At 65.8% G+C, this 17,391-nt stretch carries 17 protein-coding genes; 10 read left to right on the top strand and 7 right to left on the bottom strand.

What is annotated here, in order from left to right; genetic code table 11:
• Positions 1 to 82 precede the first annotated feature (82 nt).
• Together scpA and cdd are read left to right on the top strand one after the other, a co-directional pair.
• Positions 83 to 2,245, top strand: a complete 2,163-nt coding sequence (scpA, locus tag C507_RS0105085) for a methylmalonyl-CoA mutase (protein WP_018698585.1) — start codon at positions 83 to 85, stop codon at positions 2,243 to 2,245.
• A gap of 4 nt (positions 2,246 to 2,249) precedes the next feature.
• Entirely contained in the window at positions 2,250 to 2,732 is a 483-nt protein-coding gene (gene cdd, locus C507_RS0105090) for a cytidine deaminase (RefSeq protein WP_018698586.1), read from the top strand.
• 20 nt (positions 2,733 to 2,752) lie between these two features.
• Here the strand turns inward: cdd and C507_RS0105095 are convergent, their stop codons facing one another.
• Positions 2,753 to 3,301 (bottom strand): glyoxalase superfamily protein, encoded by a 549-nt coding sequence (locus tag C507_RS0105095; RefSeq protein ID WP_018698587.1) that lies wholly within the window; start codon positions 3,299 to 3,301, stop codon positions 2,753 to 2,755.
• A gap of 270 nt (positions 3,302 to 3,571) precedes the next feature.
• On the opposite strand from C507_RS0105095, the gene C507_RS20390 reads away from it, so the two are divergent.
• From C507_RS20390 to C507_RS20395, 4 genes are all read left to right on the top strand, one after another.
• Positions 3,572 to 3,982 carry a DUF3574 domain-containing protein gene (locus C507_RS20390; protein WP_051089700.1) on the top strand — a complete coding sequence of 137 codons (411 nt, stop codon included), beginning with the start codon at positions 3,572 to 3,574 and terminating at the stop codon, positions 3,980 to 3,982.
• 92 nt (positions 3,983 to 4,074) lie between these two features.
• Positions 4,075 to 4,623 carry a DUF1131 family protein gene (locus tag C507_RS0105105; RefSeq protein WP_018698589.1) on the top strand — a complete coding sequence of 183 codons (549 nt, stop codon included), beginning with the start codon at positions 4,075 to 4,077 and terminating at the stop codon, positions 4,621 to 4,623.
• Positions 4,624 to 4,681: 58 nt separating this feature from the next.
• Positions 4,682 to 5,704 (top strand): methylmalonyl Co-A mutase-associated GTPase MeaB, encoded by a 1,023-nt coding sequence (meaB, locus tag C507_RS0105110; RefSeq protein WP_018698590.1) that lies wholly within the window; start codon positions 4,682 to 4,684, stop codon positions 5,702 to 5,704.
• Positions 5,705 to 5,772: 68 nt separating this feature from the next.
• Positions 5,773 to 6,465 carry a pyroglutamyl-peptidase I family protein gene (locus C507_RS20395; protein ID WP_018698591.1) on the top strand — a complete coding sequence of 231 codons (693 nt, stop codon included), beginning with the start codon at positions 5,773 to 5,775 and terminating at the stop codon, positions 6,463 to 6,465.
• Here C507_RS20395 and C507_RS0105120 read toward each other — a convergent pair.
• Positions 6,458 to 7,423 carry a DnaJ C-terminal domain-containing protein gene (locus C507_RS0105120; protein WP_026318860.1) on the bottom strand — a complete coding sequence of 322 codons (966 nt, stop codon included), beginning with the start codon at positions 7,421 to 7,423 and terminating at the stop codon, positions 6,458 to 6,460. The genes C507_RS20395 and C507_RS0105120 overlap by 8 nt on opposite strands.
• Before the next feature lie 115 nt (positions 7,424 to 7,538).
• Positions 7,539 to 8,027, bottom strand: a complete 489-nt coding sequence (locus C507_RS0105125) for an RT0821/Lpp0805 family surface protein (protein ID WP_018698593.1) — start codon at positions 8,025 to 8,027, stop codon at positions 7,539 to 7,541.
• Positions 8,028 to 8,057: 30 nt separating this feature from the next.
• Here C507_RS0105125 and pdxH point away from each other — a divergent pair, with 30 nt between their 5' ends.
• On the top strand, positions 8,058 to 8,678 hold the full coding sequence (gene pdxH / locus C507_RS0105130; protein ID WP_026318861.1) for a pyridoxamine 5'-phosphate oxidase: 621 nt from the start codon (positions 8,058 to 8,060) through the stop codon (positions 8,676 to 8,678).
• 211 nt (positions 8,679 to 8,889) lie between these two features.
• On the top strand, positions 8,890 to 9,516 hold the full coding sequence (locus tag C507_RS0105135) for a class I SAM-dependent methyltransferase (protein ID WP_018698595.1): 627 nt from the start codon (positions 8,890 to 8,892) through the stop codon (positions 9,514 to 9,516).
• 144 nt (positions 9,517 to 9,660) lie between these two features.
• Here C507_RS0105135 and C507_RS0105140 read toward each other — a convergent pair whose 3' ends face one another.
• The 3 genes from C507_RS0105140 to C507_RS23010 all read right to left on the bottom strand — a co-directional run bounded on the left by C507_RS0105140 (position 9,661) and on the right by C507_RS23010 (position 12,360).
• Complete coding sequence (locus C507_RS0105140; protein ID WP_018698596.1) at positions 9,661 to 9,945, bottom strand: GIY-YIG nuclease family protein; 285 nt, start codon at positions 9,943 to 9,945, stop codon at positions 9,661 to 9,663.
• Positions 9,946 to 10,342: 397 nt separating this feature from the next.
• Positions 10,343 to 11,323 carry a magnesium transporter CorA family protein gene (locus C507_RS0105145; protein ID WP_018698597.1) on the bottom strand — a complete coding sequence of 327 codons (981 nt, stop codon included), beginning with the start codon at positions 11,321 to 11,323 and terminating at the stop codon, positions 10,343 to 10,345.
• An 890-nt stretch (positions 11,324 to 12,213) separates the two neighbouring features.
• Positions 12,214 to 12,360 (bottom strand): hypothetical protein, encoded by a 147-nt coding sequence (locus C507_RS23010; protein WP_018698598.1) that lies wholly within the window; start codon positions 12,358 to 12,360, stop codon positions 12,214 to 12,216.
• A gap of 354 nt (positions 12,361 to 12,714) precedes the next feature.
• On the opposite strand from C507_RS23010, the gene C507_RS22695 reads away from it, so the two are divergent.
• Complete coding sequence (locus C507_RS22695; RefSeq protein WP_169508947.1) at positions 12,715 to 14,415, top strand: DUF262 domain-containing protein; 1,701 nt, start codon at positions 12,715 to 12,717, stop codon at positions 14,413 to 14,415.
• Positions 14,416 to 14,434: 19 nt separating this feature from the next.
• On the opposite strand, the gene C507_RS0105155 is transcribed toward C507_RS22695, so the two are convergent.
• On the bottom strand, positions 14,435 to 14,839 hold the full coding sequence (locus tag C507_RS0105155; RefSeq protein WP_018698599.1) for an acyl-CoA thioesterase: 405 nt from the start codon (positions 14,837 to 14,839) through the stop codon (positions 14,435 to 14,437).
• Positions 14,840 to 15,587: 748 nt separating this feature from the next.
• Between C507_RS0105155 and C507_RS0105160 the strand changes: the two genes are divergently transcribed.
• Positions 15,588 to 17,237 carry a long-chain-fatty-acid--CoA ligase gene (locus tag C507_RS0105160; protein ID WP_018698600.1) on the top strand — a complete coding sequence of 550 codons (1,650 nt, stop codon included), beginning with the start codon at positions 15,588 to 15,590 and terminating at the stop codon, positions 17,235 to 17,237.
• Positions 17,238 to 17,391 lie beyond the last annotated feature (154 nt).

Raw genomic sequence — 17,391 nt, forward strand, 5'->3', positions numbered from 1 at the left:
ACTCAGGGGCGGGACACGCCGCCCATCGGATTTTCCCGGCGCCATGATAGAATCGCCGGGTGACGCAGGAAGGATCGCGCCCATGACGGCCGTACCCGACTTCTCCGAGATCGCCTGGAAGGCGCCGACCGTCTCCGCCGAAACCGGTGCCGGCGAGACCTGGGTCACGCCGGAGGACATCGCGGTCAGGCCGGTCTACGGCCCCGAGGATCGCGCCGGCCTCGGCTTCGTCGACAGCTATCCGGGCCTGCCACCCTTCGTGCGCGGCCCCTACCCGACCATGTACGTCCAGCGCCCCTGGACCATCCGCCAGTATGCCGGCTTCTCCACCGCGGAGGAGTCCAACGCCTTCTACCGGCGCAACCTCGCCGCCGGCCAGAAGGGCCTCTCCGTTGCCTTCGACCTGCCGACCCACCGCGGCTACGATTCCGACCATCCGCGCGTGTCGGGCGATGTCGGCATGGCGGGCGTCGCGATCGATTCCATCCTCGACATGCGCACCCTGTTCCAGGGCATCCCGCTCGATCGGATGAGCGTGTCGATGACCATGAACGGCGCGGTGCTGCCGGTGCTGGCGCTGTTCATCGTCGCGGCGGAAGAACAGGGCGTGCCTCAGGAGAAGCTCGCCGGGACCATCCAGAACGACATCCTGAAGGAGTTCATGGTCCGCAACACCTTCATCTACCCGCCGAAGCCGTCGATGCGGATCATCTCCGACATCTTCGCCTACACCTCGGCGCACATGCCGAAGTTCAACTCCATCTCGATTTCCGGCTACCACATGCAGGAAGCCGGGGCGACGGCGGACCTGGAGCTTGCCTACACGCTCGCCGACGGCATCGAGTACGCCCGCGCCGGTGTCGCCGCCGGCATGTCCATCGACGCCTTCGCGCCGCGCCTGTCCTTCTTCTGGGCGATCGGCATGAACGTCTTCATGGAGATCGCCAAGCTGCGCGCCGGGCGGCTCCTGTGGGCCAGGCTGATGCGCGACAATTTCGCGCCCGAATCGGAAAAATCGCTGTCGCTGCGCACCCACTGCCAGACCTCCGGCTGGTCGCTCACCGCCCAGGACGTCTACAACAACGTCGTCCGCACCTGTCTGGAGGCGATGGCCGCCACCCAGGGTCACACCCAGTCGCTCCACACCAACGCGCTCGACGAGGCGCTGGCTCTGCCGACCGACTTCTCCGCCCGCATCGCCCGCAACACCCAGATCCTGCTGGCGACGGAATCCGGCACCACGACGCCGATCGATCCGTGGGGCGGGTCCTACTATGTGGAGCGCCTGACGGCCGACCTCGCCTCCCGTGCAATGGCCCACATCGAGGAAGTCGAAAGCCTTGGTGGCATGGCCAAGGCCATCGAGGCAGGCATCCCGAAACTCAGGATCGAGGAAGCGGCCGCAAAGACCCAGGCGCGCATCGATTCCGGCGCCCAGACCGTGGTCGGCGTGAACCGCTACAAGGCCGACGAGGAAGCCCAGATCGAGGTCCTCAAGGTCGACAACGCGGCCGTCCGCGCCAGCCAGGTGGACAAGCTTGAGCGCCTGCGCGCCGAGCGCGACGAGGCGGCGGCGAAGGCCGCCCTGGAGCGCCTGACCCAGGGCGCCGGGGCCGGCGAGAACCTGCTGGCGCTGTCCATCGAGGCGGCACGGGCCAAGGCCACCGTGGGTGAGATCTCCGACGCCATGGAAGCCGTGTTCGGCCGCCACAAGGCCGAGATCAAGACCATCTCGGGCGTCTACAAGCGGGAGAGCGGATCCATGGCCGACAAGATCCGGACGGTGCAGGAGCTGGTCGAGACCTTCGAGGAGAATGACGGCCGGCGGCCGCGCCTCCTGGTCGCCAAGATGGGCCAGGACGGCCACGACCGCGGCCAGAAGGTCATCGCCTCGGCCTTCGCCGATCTCGGCTTCGACGTCGACATCGGCCCCCTTTTCGCGACGCCGGAAGAGTGCGCCCGCCAGGCGGTGGAAAACGACGTCCACGTAGTCGGCGTCTCGTCGCTCGCCGCCGGCCACCTGTCGCTGGTCCCGGCGCTGAAGAAGGCGCTCGCCGACGAAGGCCGCGAGGACATCCTCATCGTCGTCGGCGGTGTCGTGCCGCCCCAGGACTACGATGCCCTCTACCGAGAGGGCGCCACCGCCATCTATCCGCCGGGCACGGTCATCGCGGACGCCGCCGTCGACCTGATCGGCGCCCTCAATCGCAAGCTCGGCTACGAGCCCCGCCAGGCGGCCGAGTAAGGCCGTGGGCGACCAGCCGACCGATCGGCCGCACCCGCTTGCCGAGCTGTCCGCCGAGGACCAGGCGCTCTGCCGCGCCGCCTTCGCGGCGACGGCCAACGCCCACGCCCCCTACTCGCGCTTCTCCGTCGGGGCGGCGCTGGTCACCGCCTCCGGCACGGTCTTCCGGGGCGCGAATCTGGAAAACGCCTCCTACGGTCTCTCCATCTGCGCCGAGGCTGCCGCCCTCGTCGCCGCCAACAACGCGGCCGACCGCGCGGTGACCGCCATTGCCGTCACCGGCCATTCCGCCAGCTCCCGCCGCGATCCCACGGCGATCGTCACGCCCTGCGGCCGCTGCCGGCAGATGATCGCCGAGTTCGCCGCCCTGTCGGACACCGACATCCGCGTCCTGTGCTGCGCCGGTGACCTGTCCCGGGTTCTCTCCACCTCCATCGACGCTCTCTTGCCGCACGCCTTCGGGCGGGCGTCGCTGTCTGCCAGCTGAGGCGGACAGCGACTTGGTTGTCAGGCCGGCCTGACCTCCATGAAGCGGAGACGGTTGTTGAACGGGTCGGTGACCTGCATTTCCAGCCGGCCCCCGATCTCCTCCAGCCCCGGCTTCATGTAGCGATAGGCCTTGTCGGTGAGCTCCCGGTGGAAGGCCCGGATCCCGGTCATGTAGATGCAGCTGTTCCCGCCCGGCGATGCATCCCCGGAATGCTCGGAAAGATGCAGCGCAAGTCCGGACCGCGAGACCTGGGTGTAGAGCGGAAGATCGTCGCCGAACCGATGCTCCCAGTCGATGCTGAACCCCAGAAATCCGAGATAGAACTCGTGCGCCTTGGCGACATCGAAGATGCGGATGATCGGCACCACCCGCTGAAAGGAGATCGCCCCGGCCGGGCGACCCTCCTTCTCCCGCTCAATCCGAGCCGACAGCACGTTCCAGCTCTGAAGGCCGAACTGGTGGGCGACGATCTCCAGAGCCTCCGAGTGTGAAATTTGCAGATTCTGCTCGGCCAGCCGCTCGCGCATGGCCTTCGCCATCGCCTTGGCGTCCAAATAGTCACGCATGTCCGTTTTCCTCGGTCCACGGCGAAGGAAATCGTCGGTGCTCGCGTTGCCAACGTCTTCGCCCATGGGTCGAAAACGGCAGCGTCAGAAGGATGGGAGATGTTCGCCATGTCCAAGCCGGACGCGAGCTGCCGGCCATCCCCGGGCCGTCGTCCCAAGGATAGCTCTGCCGCAACGACGGTTCCAGCCCGCGTTTGCGCTGGGCCGTTCCGCAACCGCGTGAAAGAATGTTAATGGAACGGGCATGAAGCCGCTGCCTCGGAGGGTGTCATGTCCCGTTTGATGTTTGCCGCCGCGCTTGCCGGCGCTCTTCTTCTCTCGCCCCTTGCCCCCCGTGTCGCGCTCGCCCAGTCGGATAGTCCGATGGTCCAGTCGACGGTCTATTTCGGGCTGGAAAGCCCCGATGGCGGGGTGAGCGAGCAGCAATGGGCGACCTTCGTCGCGGACGAAATCGCGCCGCGCTTCCCCGACGGTCTGACGGTGCTGTCCGCCTACGGGCAGGGCGCCTCGACGAAGCCCCTACCGATGCTCGGCGAGACCACGAAGGTCCTCATCCTCGTGCACCCGGACACGCCCGAGGCTGCGGAGAAGCTTGGCACGCTGAAGGCGCTCTACAAGGAACGCTTTGCCGAGACGGGCGTCTTCCACACGCGCCAGCCCATTGAAATCGTGACGGATTGACGGTTCAGTTCCCGCCCGCCGCTTCCCGATCGCGGCGTCGCCCGGCCCCGTCGGCACGGGCAACCACGAATGACATCGTATCAGGAGTTTCCATGCGGATCGCGTTGATCGCCGCCCTGGCTTTCGTGCTCACCGGCTGTGTGTCCGGCGGTGGCCCGACCTACTCCACCGAAACCTACCTCACCATCACCGAGAGTGGCGCCGGCCCCGTGAACGGCTCGACGCGATATTCCGAGGCCGCCATCAAGGAGGCCCTGCCCTGGGCCGAAGTGCGCGGCATCACGGCAGCCCGCGAGAACAGCACGGCCTGGACGCTGGCCGCCTATCGCGACGGCATCATGGTGATCCAGCTCTACAAGGGATCGGGCGGAAAGATCGGCGAGATCCACGGCGTGACCCAGCACCTTACCGGCCCGAACGGCGAGCGCATCGGCATGTCGCTCGCCCAGGCCGGCGTCAGCCGCTCGTCCTGCCGCGTTGGCCGCAACCTGTGGCGCGGCATGGCCGTCTGCCCGGCGCGTGGCGCGGACAACGTGACGCTGGTGTTCGCGATCCCCGGCTACCGCGGCCCGTTCGACTCGTTGCCGAGCGCGAGCGACCTGAAGAAGGCCGAGCTGCAGCGCATCGTCTGGAAACCCTGATCCGCGGCAGACGCGGGGTGTCGCGGTCCGGCCGAATCCGGGAGACTGGTTCCTGCCCATGACAAGCGATCGCGACACGCCCCCTTCCTCCGGCGAAGATCCGGAAACGGACCGGCTTCTGGATGGCATCCGCTCCGGTCAGCGCGCCGCGCTGGCGCGCGCCATCACCACGGTGGAATCGAAGAAGGTCGATCATCGCCGGCGCGCCCGTGCGATCCTGCAGGCCCTGCTGCCCGACACGGGCAAGGCCGTCCGGCTGGGCATCACCGGCGTGCCCGGCGTCGGCAAGTCGACCACCATCGACGCGCTCGGCACCCTGCTGACGGAGAAGGGTCACCGGGTCGCAGTGCTTGCCGTCGACCCGTCCTCCACCCGCACCGGGGGCTCCATTCTCGGCGACAAGACCCGCATGGAGCGGCTTGCCGTCGACGCCAACGCCTTCATCCGCCCCTCCCCCTCGGCGGGAACCCTGGGCGGCGTGGCGGCGCGAACCCGCGAGACCATGCTTCTCTGCGAGGCGGCCGGCTACGACGTGGTCATCGTCGAGACGGTCGGCATCGGCCAGTCGGAGACCGCCGTCGCCGAAATGGTCGACACCTTTCTGGTGCTCGGCCTGCCAGGCGCCGGCGACGAGCTGCAGGGCATCAAGAAGGGCGTTATCGAGATCGCCGACATCATCGCCGTCAACAAGGCCGACGGCGACAACGCGCCCCGTGCCCGGCAGGCGGCGGCGGAGTATCGCAGCGCCCTGCAGATCCTGACCTCGCCCGATGCCTCCTGGCGGCCGCCGGTGGTGACCATCAGCGGCCTCACCGGCGACGGGCTGGACCTTCTGTGGACCGAGGTGCTCAACCATCGGCTCAACGGCGAGCAGTCCGGCGCCTTCGACGACAAGCGCCGCCGTCAGCAGGTGGCCTGGATGTGGACCATGATCCGCGAGCAGATGATGGCGGCGATCCAGCACCGGACCGATGTCCGGGCGCGGGTCGGCGAGCTTGAAACGGCGGTCGCCGGCGGCGACGTCGCCGCCACCGTGGCGGCCGACGAGATCACCCGGATGCTCGGTCTGGGCGAGGTCTGAATCGGTTTCGGACCCAGCCGGAACCGGCATTCCGTCCGGGATCGCGAGGACAGACCAACCCATCCGCCATGAAGCAGCCCCGCAACGCCCTTGGTAGCAACAAACCGCTCGGCCGGATCCGTCCGGCCCGACCGCCGCGCATCCTGCTGACCGGCTTCGGCCCCTTCCCCGGCGTTCCGATCAACCCCACCCAGCGCATCATGGCCGCCGCCGCGAGCCGGCTCGCGCGGATGCCCGGGCATGGCGTCGTCGCCACCGAAATCCTGCCGACCGAATGGGGCATGCTGGCGCGCCTGCCGACCCTGCTTGCGCGGCACCGACCCGATGTCGTGGTGATGACCGGCGTCGCCGTTCGGGCGCGCAGTGCGCGGTTCGAGCGGACTGCGCACGCCCGCGCAGAAACCGGCCTCGCCGACGCGCTGGGCGCGAAACTCAAAAGGAAATTAGGCCTCTACGCACACCGCGCAGCCCGGCACACCGAGGTGGACGTGGACCGGCTCAGAACTGCGCTATCGCGCGCGAATCTGCGCAATGTTGCGCAGTCCGACGATCCCGGCGCCTATCTGTGCAACGCGGCTTACCTGACCGCGCTCGACTGGTCGCGCACGCAGGCGCCGCGCCCGCCGGTGGTGTTTATCCACGTGCCGGAGCCGGGCCTGCGGCCGGGAGCGCGCGAGCACGACCTGGTGGAGCTCGTCGCGCGGACCGCCGCCACGCTCGCCCACGAGCCCCTGAGGCGCGGGGCGGTGCGGCCTATTTGAGGTCCTTGCGGGGATCGGGGCCGCCGCGCTCGCGCCAGCGCCGCATGAGCGCCTCGAGCTCCTCGTCGCCGTCGTCCGGCAGCGCGATCCTGAGCGTGATCAGCAGGTCGCCGCGACCGCCCAGCGTCTTCGGCAGGCCCTTGCCGCGCAACCGCAGCACCTTGCCGCCCGAGGTGTTGGCCGGCACCGTCAGGTCCACCGCGCCTTCCAGCGTCGGCGCCCGCACCTTGGCACCCAGCACCGCCTCGTCGAGGGAGACCGGCAGGTCGAGCTTCAGGTCGGAGCCGGCCACCGTGAACAGCCGGTGCGGCGCGATGGCGATGGTGACCAGCGCATCGCCCGCCTTGGCGCCGGTCGGGCTCGGATAGCCCTGGCCGCGCAGGCGCACCTGCTGGCCCGGCGTCACACCGACGGGAACCGAGATCGCCAGGCTCTTGCCGGTGGGCAGTTCCACGCGGACCTTGTCGCCGCGCACCAGCTCTTCGAGCGTGACCGACACCGAGGCCTCGGCGTCCCGGCCCGGCTCGCTGGCCGACTTCCACGTGCGGCCCGCGCCGGCGCCACCGCGACCCGCGCCGCCGCCACTCATGAACTCGCGCAGGATGTCGTCGATGTCCGGACCGGCGCCGCCGCCGAAGCGCGCGCTGCGGGCGCGACCGCCACCGAACCCGCCGAAGCCGCCGCCCCCGCCGAACGGATCGAAGCCGCCGGCACCGGAGAAGGCATGGCCCTTCGGCCGTCCTTCCGCGTCGATCTCGCCGCGGTCGAACTGGGCGCGCTTGTCCTTGTCGCCCAGGATCTCGTAGGCCTGACCGATCTCGGCGAAACGCTCCTTGGCGCGCGGATCGTCGGCGTTGTGATCGGGATGGTAGGTCTTCGCAAGCCGGCGATAGGCCGACTTGATCTCGGCCTCGCTCGCCGTCTTGGAGAGCCCCAAGACGTGATACGGATCTCTCATCGCTGCTTCGGATCAAACCAGGTCTGGAAAAACGGATGCGCGACCGGCGCCACGCGGCGCGGCCCGCCTTGCCTTCCGATATAGGGGATTGCGCCGGCTTTCGCCAGAAAGGGCATCAGCCCTCTGCCGCCTCCGGTACCGACCCCGGACCGGTGGCCAGGCCGTCGATGACCCAGACGCCGCCCGCCCGCCGGCAGCCGATGCCGGAGAGAAGCGACAGGCCGGTGGGGGCGTTCACGGTGGTGGTGAAGGTGCGGCAGAGATGGCCGTCCGGTCCCGGCACGTCGGTGACGTCGACGAGGCGTCCGCCAGTGCCCTGGGCGGCGTTGTTCCAGGTCCGGCCGGTGTCCGGCCCGGCCGCATCCTCGCCCAGCGCCAGCGCCAGGGCCGCGAGATCGCCCTCCTTGAGGCCCGACGATTCGGCCAGCTGCTCCACCTGGGGCTCCACGGACCCGGTCACGTCGTTGCCGGCGAGCATGGCAGTTCGCGGCCCGAACATGCCGCAGCCGCCGAGCGCGACGCACACCGCCACCGCCATCGCCGCAGCCGGATGGCGCGGACGCCGCAGCGCTATATAACGGGCGAAAGCATTGCCACCGTACACGGAGCCGTCCTCATGACCGATTTCGACACTGTGCCGGCCGAGGAGTTAACGGCGGGTGACTTCTCCGAGGTCGACGACCCGTTCGCGCTGTTCGGCGCGTGGCTGTCGGAGGCCACCGAGAGCGAGATCAACGACCCCACAGCCATGGCGGTGGCCACCGTCGACCCCGACGGCATGCCCAACGTGCGCATGGTGCTCCTGAAGGGCTTCGACGCGGCGGGCTTCGTCTTCTACACCAACTTCGAGAGCGCCAAGGGCCGCGAGCTCACCGCCTCCGGCAAGGCGGCGCTGCTGTTCCACTGGAAGAGCCTGCGCCGCCAGGTGCGCATCCGCGGCCCCGTCTCCACCGTGTCGGAGGCCGAGGCCGACGCCTACTACGCCTCGCGCCCGCGCGGCAGCCGCATCGGCGCCTGGGCCTCGCAGCAGTCGCGCCCGATGGAGGGCCGCTTCGCGCTGGAAAAGGCGGTGGCGCGCTACACGGCGAAGTTCGGCATCGGCGAGATCCCCCGCCCGCCGCACTGGTCGGGCTTCCGCATCACGCCGCTGCAGATCGAGTTCTGGCACGACCGGCCGTTCCGCCTGCACGACCGGATCGTGTTCTCGCGGGCCGACGACGGCGCGGACTGGACGAAGGACCGGCTTTATCCCTGAGGGGGGCATTCCGCTCACGCCGAGCTCGCTCGCGCTCGCCGGCTCCGCGAGGGCGGCCTGACTTTCTGCGTCGCGAGCGCGAACGGAAAACCGGTTGCCACTTTTCCTGCGCTCGCTCGGCCGGCGCACGGTCGTGCGCTGGTGGAGGAGGTATGGCTTGATCCGTGAGGGGTTTGGGGCCAGACACACGTGACGGGCAGAGGGGGGAACCATGCCACGCGACTCCGAGGCGTTCTGGGACAAGGTTTCGGCAAAATACGCCGCCCGGCCGGTCTCCGACCCGGCCAGCTACGAGCACACGCTGGAGCGCACCCGCGCCTATCTCTCCGCCGATGACCGGGTGCTGGAGCTCGGCTGCGGCACCGGCACGACGGCGCTGAAGCTCGCCGGCGACGTCGCCCACATCACCGCCAGTGACATTTCCTCCGAGATGCTCGCCATCGGCGCGCGCAAGGCGGCCGAGGCCGGCGCGGACACCGTCGACTTCCTGCACGCCGACATCCACAAGGCGGCGGCCGCGGGCGCCACCTACGACGCGGTGCTCGCCTTCAACCTCTTCCACCTGACCGAAGACCTGCCGGAGAGCCTGGCCGCCGCCGCCAGCCTGGTGAAGCCGGGCGGCCACCTGATCTCCAAGACCGCGTGCCTGGCCGGCAAGCCGCTGATCGGCGTGCTCGTCGCGGCCATGGGGCTGGTGGGCAAGGCGCCGAAGGTGACGTTCGTCTCCATCGAGGAGCTGGACCGGCAGATCTCGGCCGCCGGGCTGGAGATCGTCGAGACGGGGGTGTTTCCGAAATCGCCCCCCGCCCGCTTCGTCGTCGCCCGCAAGCCGGGGTGAGATGCCTTCGGCGGAAGGAGCAGCCTTCCGCGCCGGGCTTCGGAGTAAGCCATCATTGCGCTGGGAGCCTGCCGAAAGACACCCTGGACTCCAGCCTTCGCTGGAATGAGCGGAGGTTGGGGACAGGACGGCGCACGAGATCGACTACTGGAGCGTTTCGTAAAGATCGGCCCAATCCGGGTTCATCTCTTCGATGGCCCGAAGCTTCCAGCCGCGCTTCCAGGCCTTCATTTGCCTTTCACGGGTGAATGCGGCCTCCCGGCTGTCGTGCACCTCGTACCAGACAAGCTGTTTCACGCCGTAGCGCTGGCTGAAACCCCTGTTGATCGCTTCCCGGTGCTCGTGAACGCGACGCGCAAGATCGTCGGTCATCCCGAGGTAAAGGGTGCCGTTTCTTCGGTTTGCAAGAAGATATACGTAGAAGGCCATGTTCGACCCCGCTTCGCCTCCATCATCCCCTCTGGCACGAGAAAGAAAAGACTGGATTCCAGCCTTCGCTGGAATGGGCGGCGGGTGGGGCGAGGCATGAGAAACCGGACCCGTCGATCGGATCTGCCGACTCAGCCTTAAGGCCTCCTGTCCCGGGGTGTGTCTGAGACCGTTGTTGAAACGCCCCGATTAAACCCTGACTCCGCTCATTCCAGCGAAGGCTGGAATCCAGAAACGGCGGAAGCCAGGAACCGGGGCTCGAGAGGATATCCACAGCCGCCGGCAACGGGCCTCATCCGACACGGCCACCTGCCGCAGACTCGGCAACTGGATTCCAGCCTTCGCTGGAATGAGCGGAGGATGGGGCGGGCTCCGCAGCCAAATCCAGTTCAGGAGGTTAAAGCCACTTCCGCCAGCGGAAGACCGCCCAGGAGGCGAGGGCGGAGGAGACCATCATCAGCAGCGAGAAGGGAAAGCCGAGCTTCCACGACAGGGCCGGCATGTCGACGAAGTTCATGCCGTAGGCGGACGCGATCAGCGTCGGCGGCAGGAACAGGACGGCCATGACGGAGAAGATCTTGGCGATCTGGTTCTGGTGCAGGCTGACCAGGCCGAGCGTCGCGTCGAGCAGGAAGTTCGCCTTGGAATCCAGCGCGTCGGCGTGTTCGGCCAGCGAGCGCACGTCGCGCAGGATGGTGTCGACCACGTCGCGGTCGTGCTCGGACAGGCCCGCCACGTTGAGGTGGTGGCTGATGAACACCGTCATCCGCTCCAGGCTCATCAGGCTGTCCTGGATGCGCAGGGTGACGACGCCGAGCCGGCCGATGGACTTGATCGCCTCCGGCACGTCCGGATCGCCCCGGCGCTCGCGCACGCCGGTCTCGAACACGGTGCGGGCGATCTCCTCCAGCCTGGAGGCCACCACCTCCTGGATGTCGGCGGTGCGGTCGACGGCGGTGTTGAGCAGCTCGAACATCACGTCACAGCCGGAATGGCAGCCGCAGTTCGGCCGCTGCACCTTGGCCGCCACCAGCCCGAAGGCGCGCGGCCCCTCGAAGCGGATCGTCACCAGCCGCTTCTTGCGGACGATGAAGGTGACCGGCGCGATGGCCGGCTGGCCGCCCTCCACGATGCGCACCAGCATCGCGGTGAGGAACAGCGTGTCGTCGGACACATAGAAGCGGCTGGAGCTCTCGATCTCTTCCATGTCCTGGCGCGAGGGCAGCGACACGCCGACCATGGCCTCCACCCGGGCCACGTCGGCCGGCGTCGGGTTTTCCAGGTCCACCCACATGGCATCGCGCGGCAGCGGCCCCTTGTGCTCGGCGCCGTCATGGCGCGCCAGCGCGGTACCGTCTGGAACGAAATAGGTAAGCAAGACCAGTCCCCCGGATGAGCCCCCGCCGGCGAACCGGCCAACCCCACCTGCTTAAAGGCTTTTTGTGACCGGGGAAATTGGGGTGTGGGGGGAGGGTTATGGGGGGAAGGCGGAGAGGCTGGTTTGTTTGCCCCTCACGCGGAGCGGGCTGGTTGGTGCGGTCCGGAGAGGCGGGAGCTGTTTCACCCGGAAGCCAACCCCACACTCCGCTCATCCCCGCGAAGGCGGGGATCCATGGGGCGTGTCTGCTTGCGCCTTCGGGAGATCGGGACGGGTGCCTCCGCCCCTCTCTCCGCTCGTTCCAGCGAAGGCTGGGATCCAGCTACGGCAATCGACCGGGGCGACGCTGGAAATGGACGGGCGCAGCCACCCGCCCCGCGCTTCATCCCGCGTCCGGCTTGCGGCGGATTCAGCAACTGGATTCCAGCCTTCAGCTGGAAGGAGCGGAGGATAAGGCTGATGGCGGAGTGAACCAGCACTCCGCCCGGGCCTGCCGAAAGGCCCTATGGATCCCCGCCTTCGCGGGGATGAGCGGAGGATGGGGCTGGTTTGCTTCTCGCTCACGCGAGCTCACTTCGTTCGCCGCTGCGCGGGCGCGCCCTGACCGGGCGGCGGACGGTCGTCCGCTGGCAGAGGGATACGGCGAGGCTGAAGAGGGCCGGAACAAGCCCCGCACTCCGCTTTGCGCAGCCTGGCGCTATGGCACCAACCAGCCCGCGACCGCGGGCCGCCTGAGCAAAGCCAGGGAAAGTGCCCTTGCGGTTTTCCGTCCGGCTTTGCGGCTCAAGAAGCCAGGCCGCGCCCGCGCAGCCGTGAGCGCAAGCGAACTGGCGTGAGCGAGAAAAAAGCCGCGCTCCGCGTGAGGGGCAAAAAAGGGAGAATACTCCCCCTTATTTCACCCAGGAGCTGGTCTTCACCGGCTGGGCCGGCGCCCGGCAGGACGCGGCGGCGGAAACCGCCTGGATGCCCACCGGCTTGTAGTGATCGCAAAGGTTTGGCTTGGCAGTCCCGGTCTGGGGGCTTTGGGTGCTGGCCATCGGTCGTCTTCCCTGAACTGGGACCCGCCGCCGGTCTCTGTCTCGCCGGTCGGCACCAGGCCCCTACTCCTGCATCCGCGACGGCCCGGTCGGACGAACCGCCAGAAGGACCTACGCGCACAACCGGCTTCGGTTCCAATTGCGGCAGGATCGGGGACGTGCCTTGCGCGAACCCCGCCTTTTCTGTTCACGAACAACCGCACTTTGTTACGGCCCGGACCCGCGGCCGGCACACCGGGCATCAACCCGATACTCCCGGATAGCAGGGGAGGGTTAAGGGAGGGTTGAGGGGGGAAGGGACGCGCGCAATACTCCACACGGATGAGCGCGGCCGATTCAGTGGAACAACTTTTCATGAAAATTACTCCCGTCTCCAAAACCCTTTCCGAAGTTTTACGGGGCCATTTTCTCAAGATTCCCCGTTTCCAGCGACCCTACGACTGGGATCGAGACAATCTGACCGAATTTTGGAACGACCTCAAAGACCGCTCAGATCCTGAATACTTTATGGGGTCCTTAGTTGTGTTCGCAGACAAAAAGGAAAAGAACCTCCTACTAATCGTGGATGGCCAACAAAGAATAACAACAATAACAATTATGCTGTCTATAATTCGCGACAAGCTGGCAGATTATAGCGAATTCGGCCCGTCTGAGGCCATTAATGAACTTATTGAATCAAGAGGTTTGGACAATAAGAAAAGGTTTGTCCTCGAGCACGACCCACCAGATCGCTACATGCAATCAGCGATTCAATCGAAACGAACTGATGATTCGATAATTCCAGACGGTCCCCAGCAAGAAAGCATTTCGGCCGCACATCGCTTTCTGCAAAACGCCCTTCAACAGCACCTAAAATCGGAATACGAATCTCGGAAAACTGATATTGTTAGCTATCTAAAACATCTTCGTGACTGCATTCTTCAGATGCATTTTATCTCAATCGAACTAGACAACGAAGATGACGCATACATAATTTTTGAGACACTCAACACAAGAGGGAAAGATCTAAGAGTTTCTGATTTGTTGAAGAATCATTTTATGCGGTTAATGACGCCATCGGTGAAAAGCCTTGATTTAGCAAAAGACGATTGGCATTATATAATCGAGAATCTCAATAGCGTGACGACATCAATCGATCCCGACTCATTCCTTCTTCACTATTGGCTTTCACGACAATCTTCAGTCTCGAAGGCAAAGCTTTTTTCTAGCTTTAAGAAATCAATCAAGAAAACAAATGCCAAGGCCTGGCTCTCTGATATCAAAGACGCATCGTCTATTTATATAAAGTGCGTCGCTCCGAATGAAGTGACATTCAGCAAACAGGAAAAACAGATACAAGAATCCCTAAATGCGATTAGAATATTTGGGGTCGCTCAGGCCGCGCCACTTATGCTGGCAATCATGACCCAATACAATAAACAAACTATATCCATGAAAACGACCCGAGCAGCATTTGAGTTGATTGAAAAGTTTACCTTCCAGTTTAACGCCCTCACTCAATCTCGCGGCGGGGGCGGAGTCTCGAATATGTATGCCAAACTCGCCCAAACCACCATGTCGTGCAGAGATTCGCAAGAATTCGCAAACTTACTAGGGGATATGAAAGAGAAATTCACAGAGCGCATACCTGATAGAACTGAATTCTCCGTCCCGTTCTCTCGCCTTACTTATAGAACAAACTATACCAGAGAAAGAAACCTTGTAAAATACGTTCTAATCAAAATTGCCAAACATTACGGCATGCCCAACGTAATTGATTCATCATTGCTTACGATAGAGCACATCCTTCCGCAATCAAAAGGAGAAGAGACCAATGATGAATTCGACTATGGGGCGATTGGAAATTTATTACTTGTGGGAGAAAAACTAAATGGAAAGTTGGGAGATAAGGAATTCTCAAAGAAGAAAGAATTGTTTTCCACAAATAATCATGTATATCTAGACGATTTCTTAAAAGCGGCGACAACCTGGAACGACCAATCGATTGCGGATCGAGGCGTTGAACTCGCAGAAGTTGGATACAAACAGATTTGGAATCTCCAGAGAGAGCCCTAGTTGGCTAGTGATTGGAGAGTCACGGCAAAGCCCGCGACTTCCCGTCGGCCCCGATCGCCACGAAGGTGAATTTGGCCTCGGTCACCTTGATGCATTCCTCGCGCTCGCGCGGGCGGCGCCAGGCTTCCACGTGGATGCCGAGGGACGAGCGGCCGGTGTGGACGATGTCGGCGTAGAGGCTGACCTCGTCGCCCACGTGCACCGGCGACAGGAAGGTCAGGGCTTCCACCGAGATGGTGGCGCAGCGCCCCTTGGCGCGCCGCGCCGCGACGTTGCCGGCGGCCAGGTCCATCTGCGCCATCAGCCAGCCGCCGAAGATGTCGCCGGCCGGGTTGGTGTCGGCCGGCATGGCGACGGTACGGATCACCGGCGCCTCGTCGGGCGGATGCCGGTCCCTGTCGCGCGCGGGCTTCTCCTCGGCCATGTCCCCTCCCCCGGGTGTTCTCCGGGCGCTCTCTGCACCCGTTCCAGGGTGGGAGAATAACCCGTGGAACCCCTCTGTACAGCCATGGCGTGTGGGGTGGGGGGGGGGAGCCGGAGCATCCGCGTGTTGCACGTCGTTCGTGAACTCGGGGGATCCAGTTGCGGCGGACGCTCGGATTACGGGCTGAGAGGATACGCGCAGCCATCGGCGACGGGCCTCAACCCACCGCGCCCCATGCAGCAGGCTCGGCAACTGGATTCCGGCCTTCGCCGGAATGAGCGGGGTTTGAGGCGGGTTCTGGAGTAATCCAGCATTCCGTTTAAGCCTGTCGATGGGCCCTATGGATCCCCGCTTTCGCGGGGATGAGCGGAGGATGGGGCGGGTGACGGAGTGAACCAACCTCTGCATTGCCGGACCTCTCCCACCAGCGCACGACCGTGCGCCGGCCAAGCAATCGCAGGAAAAGTGCCCTTGCGGTTTTCCGTCCGCGATTGCGGCTCAAGAAGCCAGGCGCGCCCACCCGGAGCGGGTGAGCGGAGCGAACTCCGCGTGAGCGGAAAGAAGCCGGAGCGAACTCCGCGTGAGGGGCAAAAAGACAAGCTTCGCCCCGCAGCCCTGGATCGCCGCCTTCGCGGGGATGAGCGGAGGATGGGGCTTTGCTTGTTTACACCCCCCGCCCGTTCTCCCTACCCTCACCCGAAAAACCAGAAGACGCCGACACCGCGCACTTCCAGAGGGAGACCCGCCCATGCAGGGCCTGATGCAGGAGTGGCCGCTCGTCTGCCACAAGATCATCGACTACGCCGCCGCCATCCATGGCGCGCGGCCGGTGGTGTCGCGCTCCGTCGAGGGGCCGATCCGCACCACCACCTATGCCGACATCGCCCGGCGCGCCCGTCAGGTGGCGAAGCGGCTGGAGCGCGACGGCATCCGGCTCGGCGACCGGGTGGCGACGCTCGCCTGGAACACCGAGCGCCACCTGGAGGTCTGGTACGGGCTGCTGGGCCTCGGCGCCATCTACCACACCGTCAATCCGCGCCTGTTCCGCGAGCAGATCGCCTGGCTGATCAACGACGCGGAGGACCAGATCGTCTTCGTCGACCTGACCTTCGTGCCGATCCTGGAGGCCATCGCCGGGGAGCTTTCCACCGTGGAGCGCGTCGTGGTGCTGACCGACGCCGCCCACATGCCGGAGACGGCCCTGCCGAACGCCGTCGCCTACGAGGACTGGATCGCAGAGGTGGACGCCGACTTCCGCTGGGCCGACTTCGACGAGGGAACGGCGGCCGGCCTCTGCTATACCTCCGGCACCACCGGCCACCCCAAGGGCGTGCTCTACTCGCACCGCTCCAACATGCTGCACGCGATGACCGTGTCGGGCGTCGACATGATGAACATCGGCTGCCAGGACATGGTGATGCCGGTGGTGCCGATGTTCCACGCCAATGGCTGGGGCCTGCCCTTCGCCGCCCCGCTGAACGGCTCGGCGCTGGTGATGCCGGGGCCGAAGATGGACGGGGCGTCGATCTACGAGATGCTGACCCGCTACGGGGTGACGGTGACGGCGGCGGTGCCGACGGTGTGGCTGATGCTGCTCGCTCACCTCGACGAGCACGGCGGCGCGCTGCCCGATCTGAGGCGCGTGGTGATCGGCGGCTCGGCCTGCCCGCGTGCCATCACCGAGGCCTTTCAGGAGCGCTACGGCGTCCATGTCTGCCATGCCTGGGGCATGACGGAGATGAGCCCGCTCGGCACCGTGTGCACCGTGCGTCCCGAGCTCGGCCACCTGTCGGAGGAGGAGACGCTCCGCCTGCAGGAGAAGCAGGGCTATCCGGCGCTCACCGTGGAGATGAAGGTCACCGACGACGAGGGCCGCGACCTGCCCTGGGACGGCACCACATTCGGCCGGCTCAAGGTGCGCGGCCCGGCGGTGGCGCGGGAATATTACAAGGGCGCCGGCGGCGAGATCCTCGACGCGGACGGTTTCTTCGACACCGGCGACGTCGCCACCATCGACCCCTACGGCTACATGGAGATCACAGACCGCTCCAAGGACGTCATCAAGTCCGGCGGCGAGTGGATCTCGTCCATCGAGCTGGAGAATGTTGCCGTCGGCCACCCGGACGTGGCGGAGGCGGCGGTGATCGGCGTCGGCCACCCGACCTGGGGTGAGCGGCCGCTGCTGATCGTGGTGGCGAAGCACGGCCACGCGCCGGACAAGGCGGAGATCATCGACTACATGCGCGACAAGGTCGCCAAGTTCTGGCTGCCGGACGACGTGGTGCTGGTGGAGGAGATCCCGCACACCGCCACCGGCAAGATCAAGAAGACGGCGCTGCGCGAGCAGTTCGGGGATTACGAATTGCCGGCGGAGGCGGCGCGGCCGGTGACGCTTTAGGCAGCGAAGGCGAGGCGACGGCCTGCGGCCCTGGATCCCCGCCTGCGCGGGGATGAGCGGAGTAAAAGGCACCGCTCATCCGTACCATTCCCACCAGCGCGCGACCGCGCGCAGACCGGTCAGGCCGCCCACCCGGAGCGGGTGAGCGGAGCGA

The sequence above is a fragment of the Amorphus coralli DSM 19760 genome, from assembly GCF_000374525.1.
Lineage (GTDB): Bacteria > Pseudomonadota > Alphaproteobacteria > Rhizobiales > Amorphaceae > Amorphus > Amorphus coralli.

Bases quoted from the DNA above. Each gene is read 5' to 3' on its own strand.
- C507_RS20395 (WP_018698591.1), top strand. From the start codon at position 5,773: ATGAAGCAGCCCCGCAACGCCCTTGGTAGCAACAAACCGCTCGGCCGG.
- C507_RS0105095 (WP_018698587.1), bottom strand. From the start codon at position 3,301: ATGCGTGACTATTTGGACGCCAAGGCGATGGCGAAGGCCATGCGCGAG.
- C507_RS20390 (WP_051089700.1), top strand. From the start codon at position 3,572: ATGTCCCGTTTGATGTTTGCCGCCGCGCTTGCCGGCGCTCTTCTTCTC.
- C507_RS0105120 (WP_026318860.1), bottom strand. From the start codon at position 7,423: ATGAGAGATCCGTATCACGTCTTGGGGCTCTCCAAGACGGCGAGCGAG.
- C507_RS0105160 (WP_018698600.1), top strand. From the start codon at position 15,588: ATGCAGGGCCTGATGCAGGAGTGGCCGCTCGTCTGCCACAAGATCATC.
- C507_RS0105135 (WP_018698595.1), top strand. From the start codon at position 8,890: ATGCCACGCGACTCCGAGGCGTTCTGGGACAAGGTTTCGGCAAAATAC.
- C507_RS23010 (WP_018698598.1), bottom strand. From the start codon at position 12,360: ATGGCCAGCACCCAAAGCCCCCAGACCGGGACTGCCAAGCCAAACCTT.
- scpA (WP_018698585.1), top strand. From the start codon at position 83: ATGACGGCCGTACCCGACTTCTCCGAGATCGCCTGGAAGGCGCCGACC.
- C507_RS22695 (WP_169508947.1), top strand. From the start codon at position 12,715: ATGAAAATTACTCCCGTCTCCAAAACCCTTTCCGAAGTTTTACGGGGC.
- meaB (WP_018698590.1), top strand. From the start codon at position 4,682: ATGACAAGCGATCGCGACACGCCCCCTTCCTCCGGCGAAGATCCGGAA.
- C507_RS0105105 (WP_018698589.1), top strand. From the start codon at position 4,075: ATGCGGATCGCGTTGATCGCCGCCCTGGCTTTCGTGCTCACCGGCTGT.
- C507_RS0105140 (WP_018698596.1), bottom strand. From the start codon at position 9,945: ATGGCCTTCTACGTATATCTTCTTGCAAACCGAAGAAACGGCACCCTT.
- C507_RS0105155 (WP_018698599.1), bottom strand. From the start codon at position 14,839: ATGGCCGAGGAGAAGCCCGCGCGCGACAGGGACCGGCATCCGCCCGAC.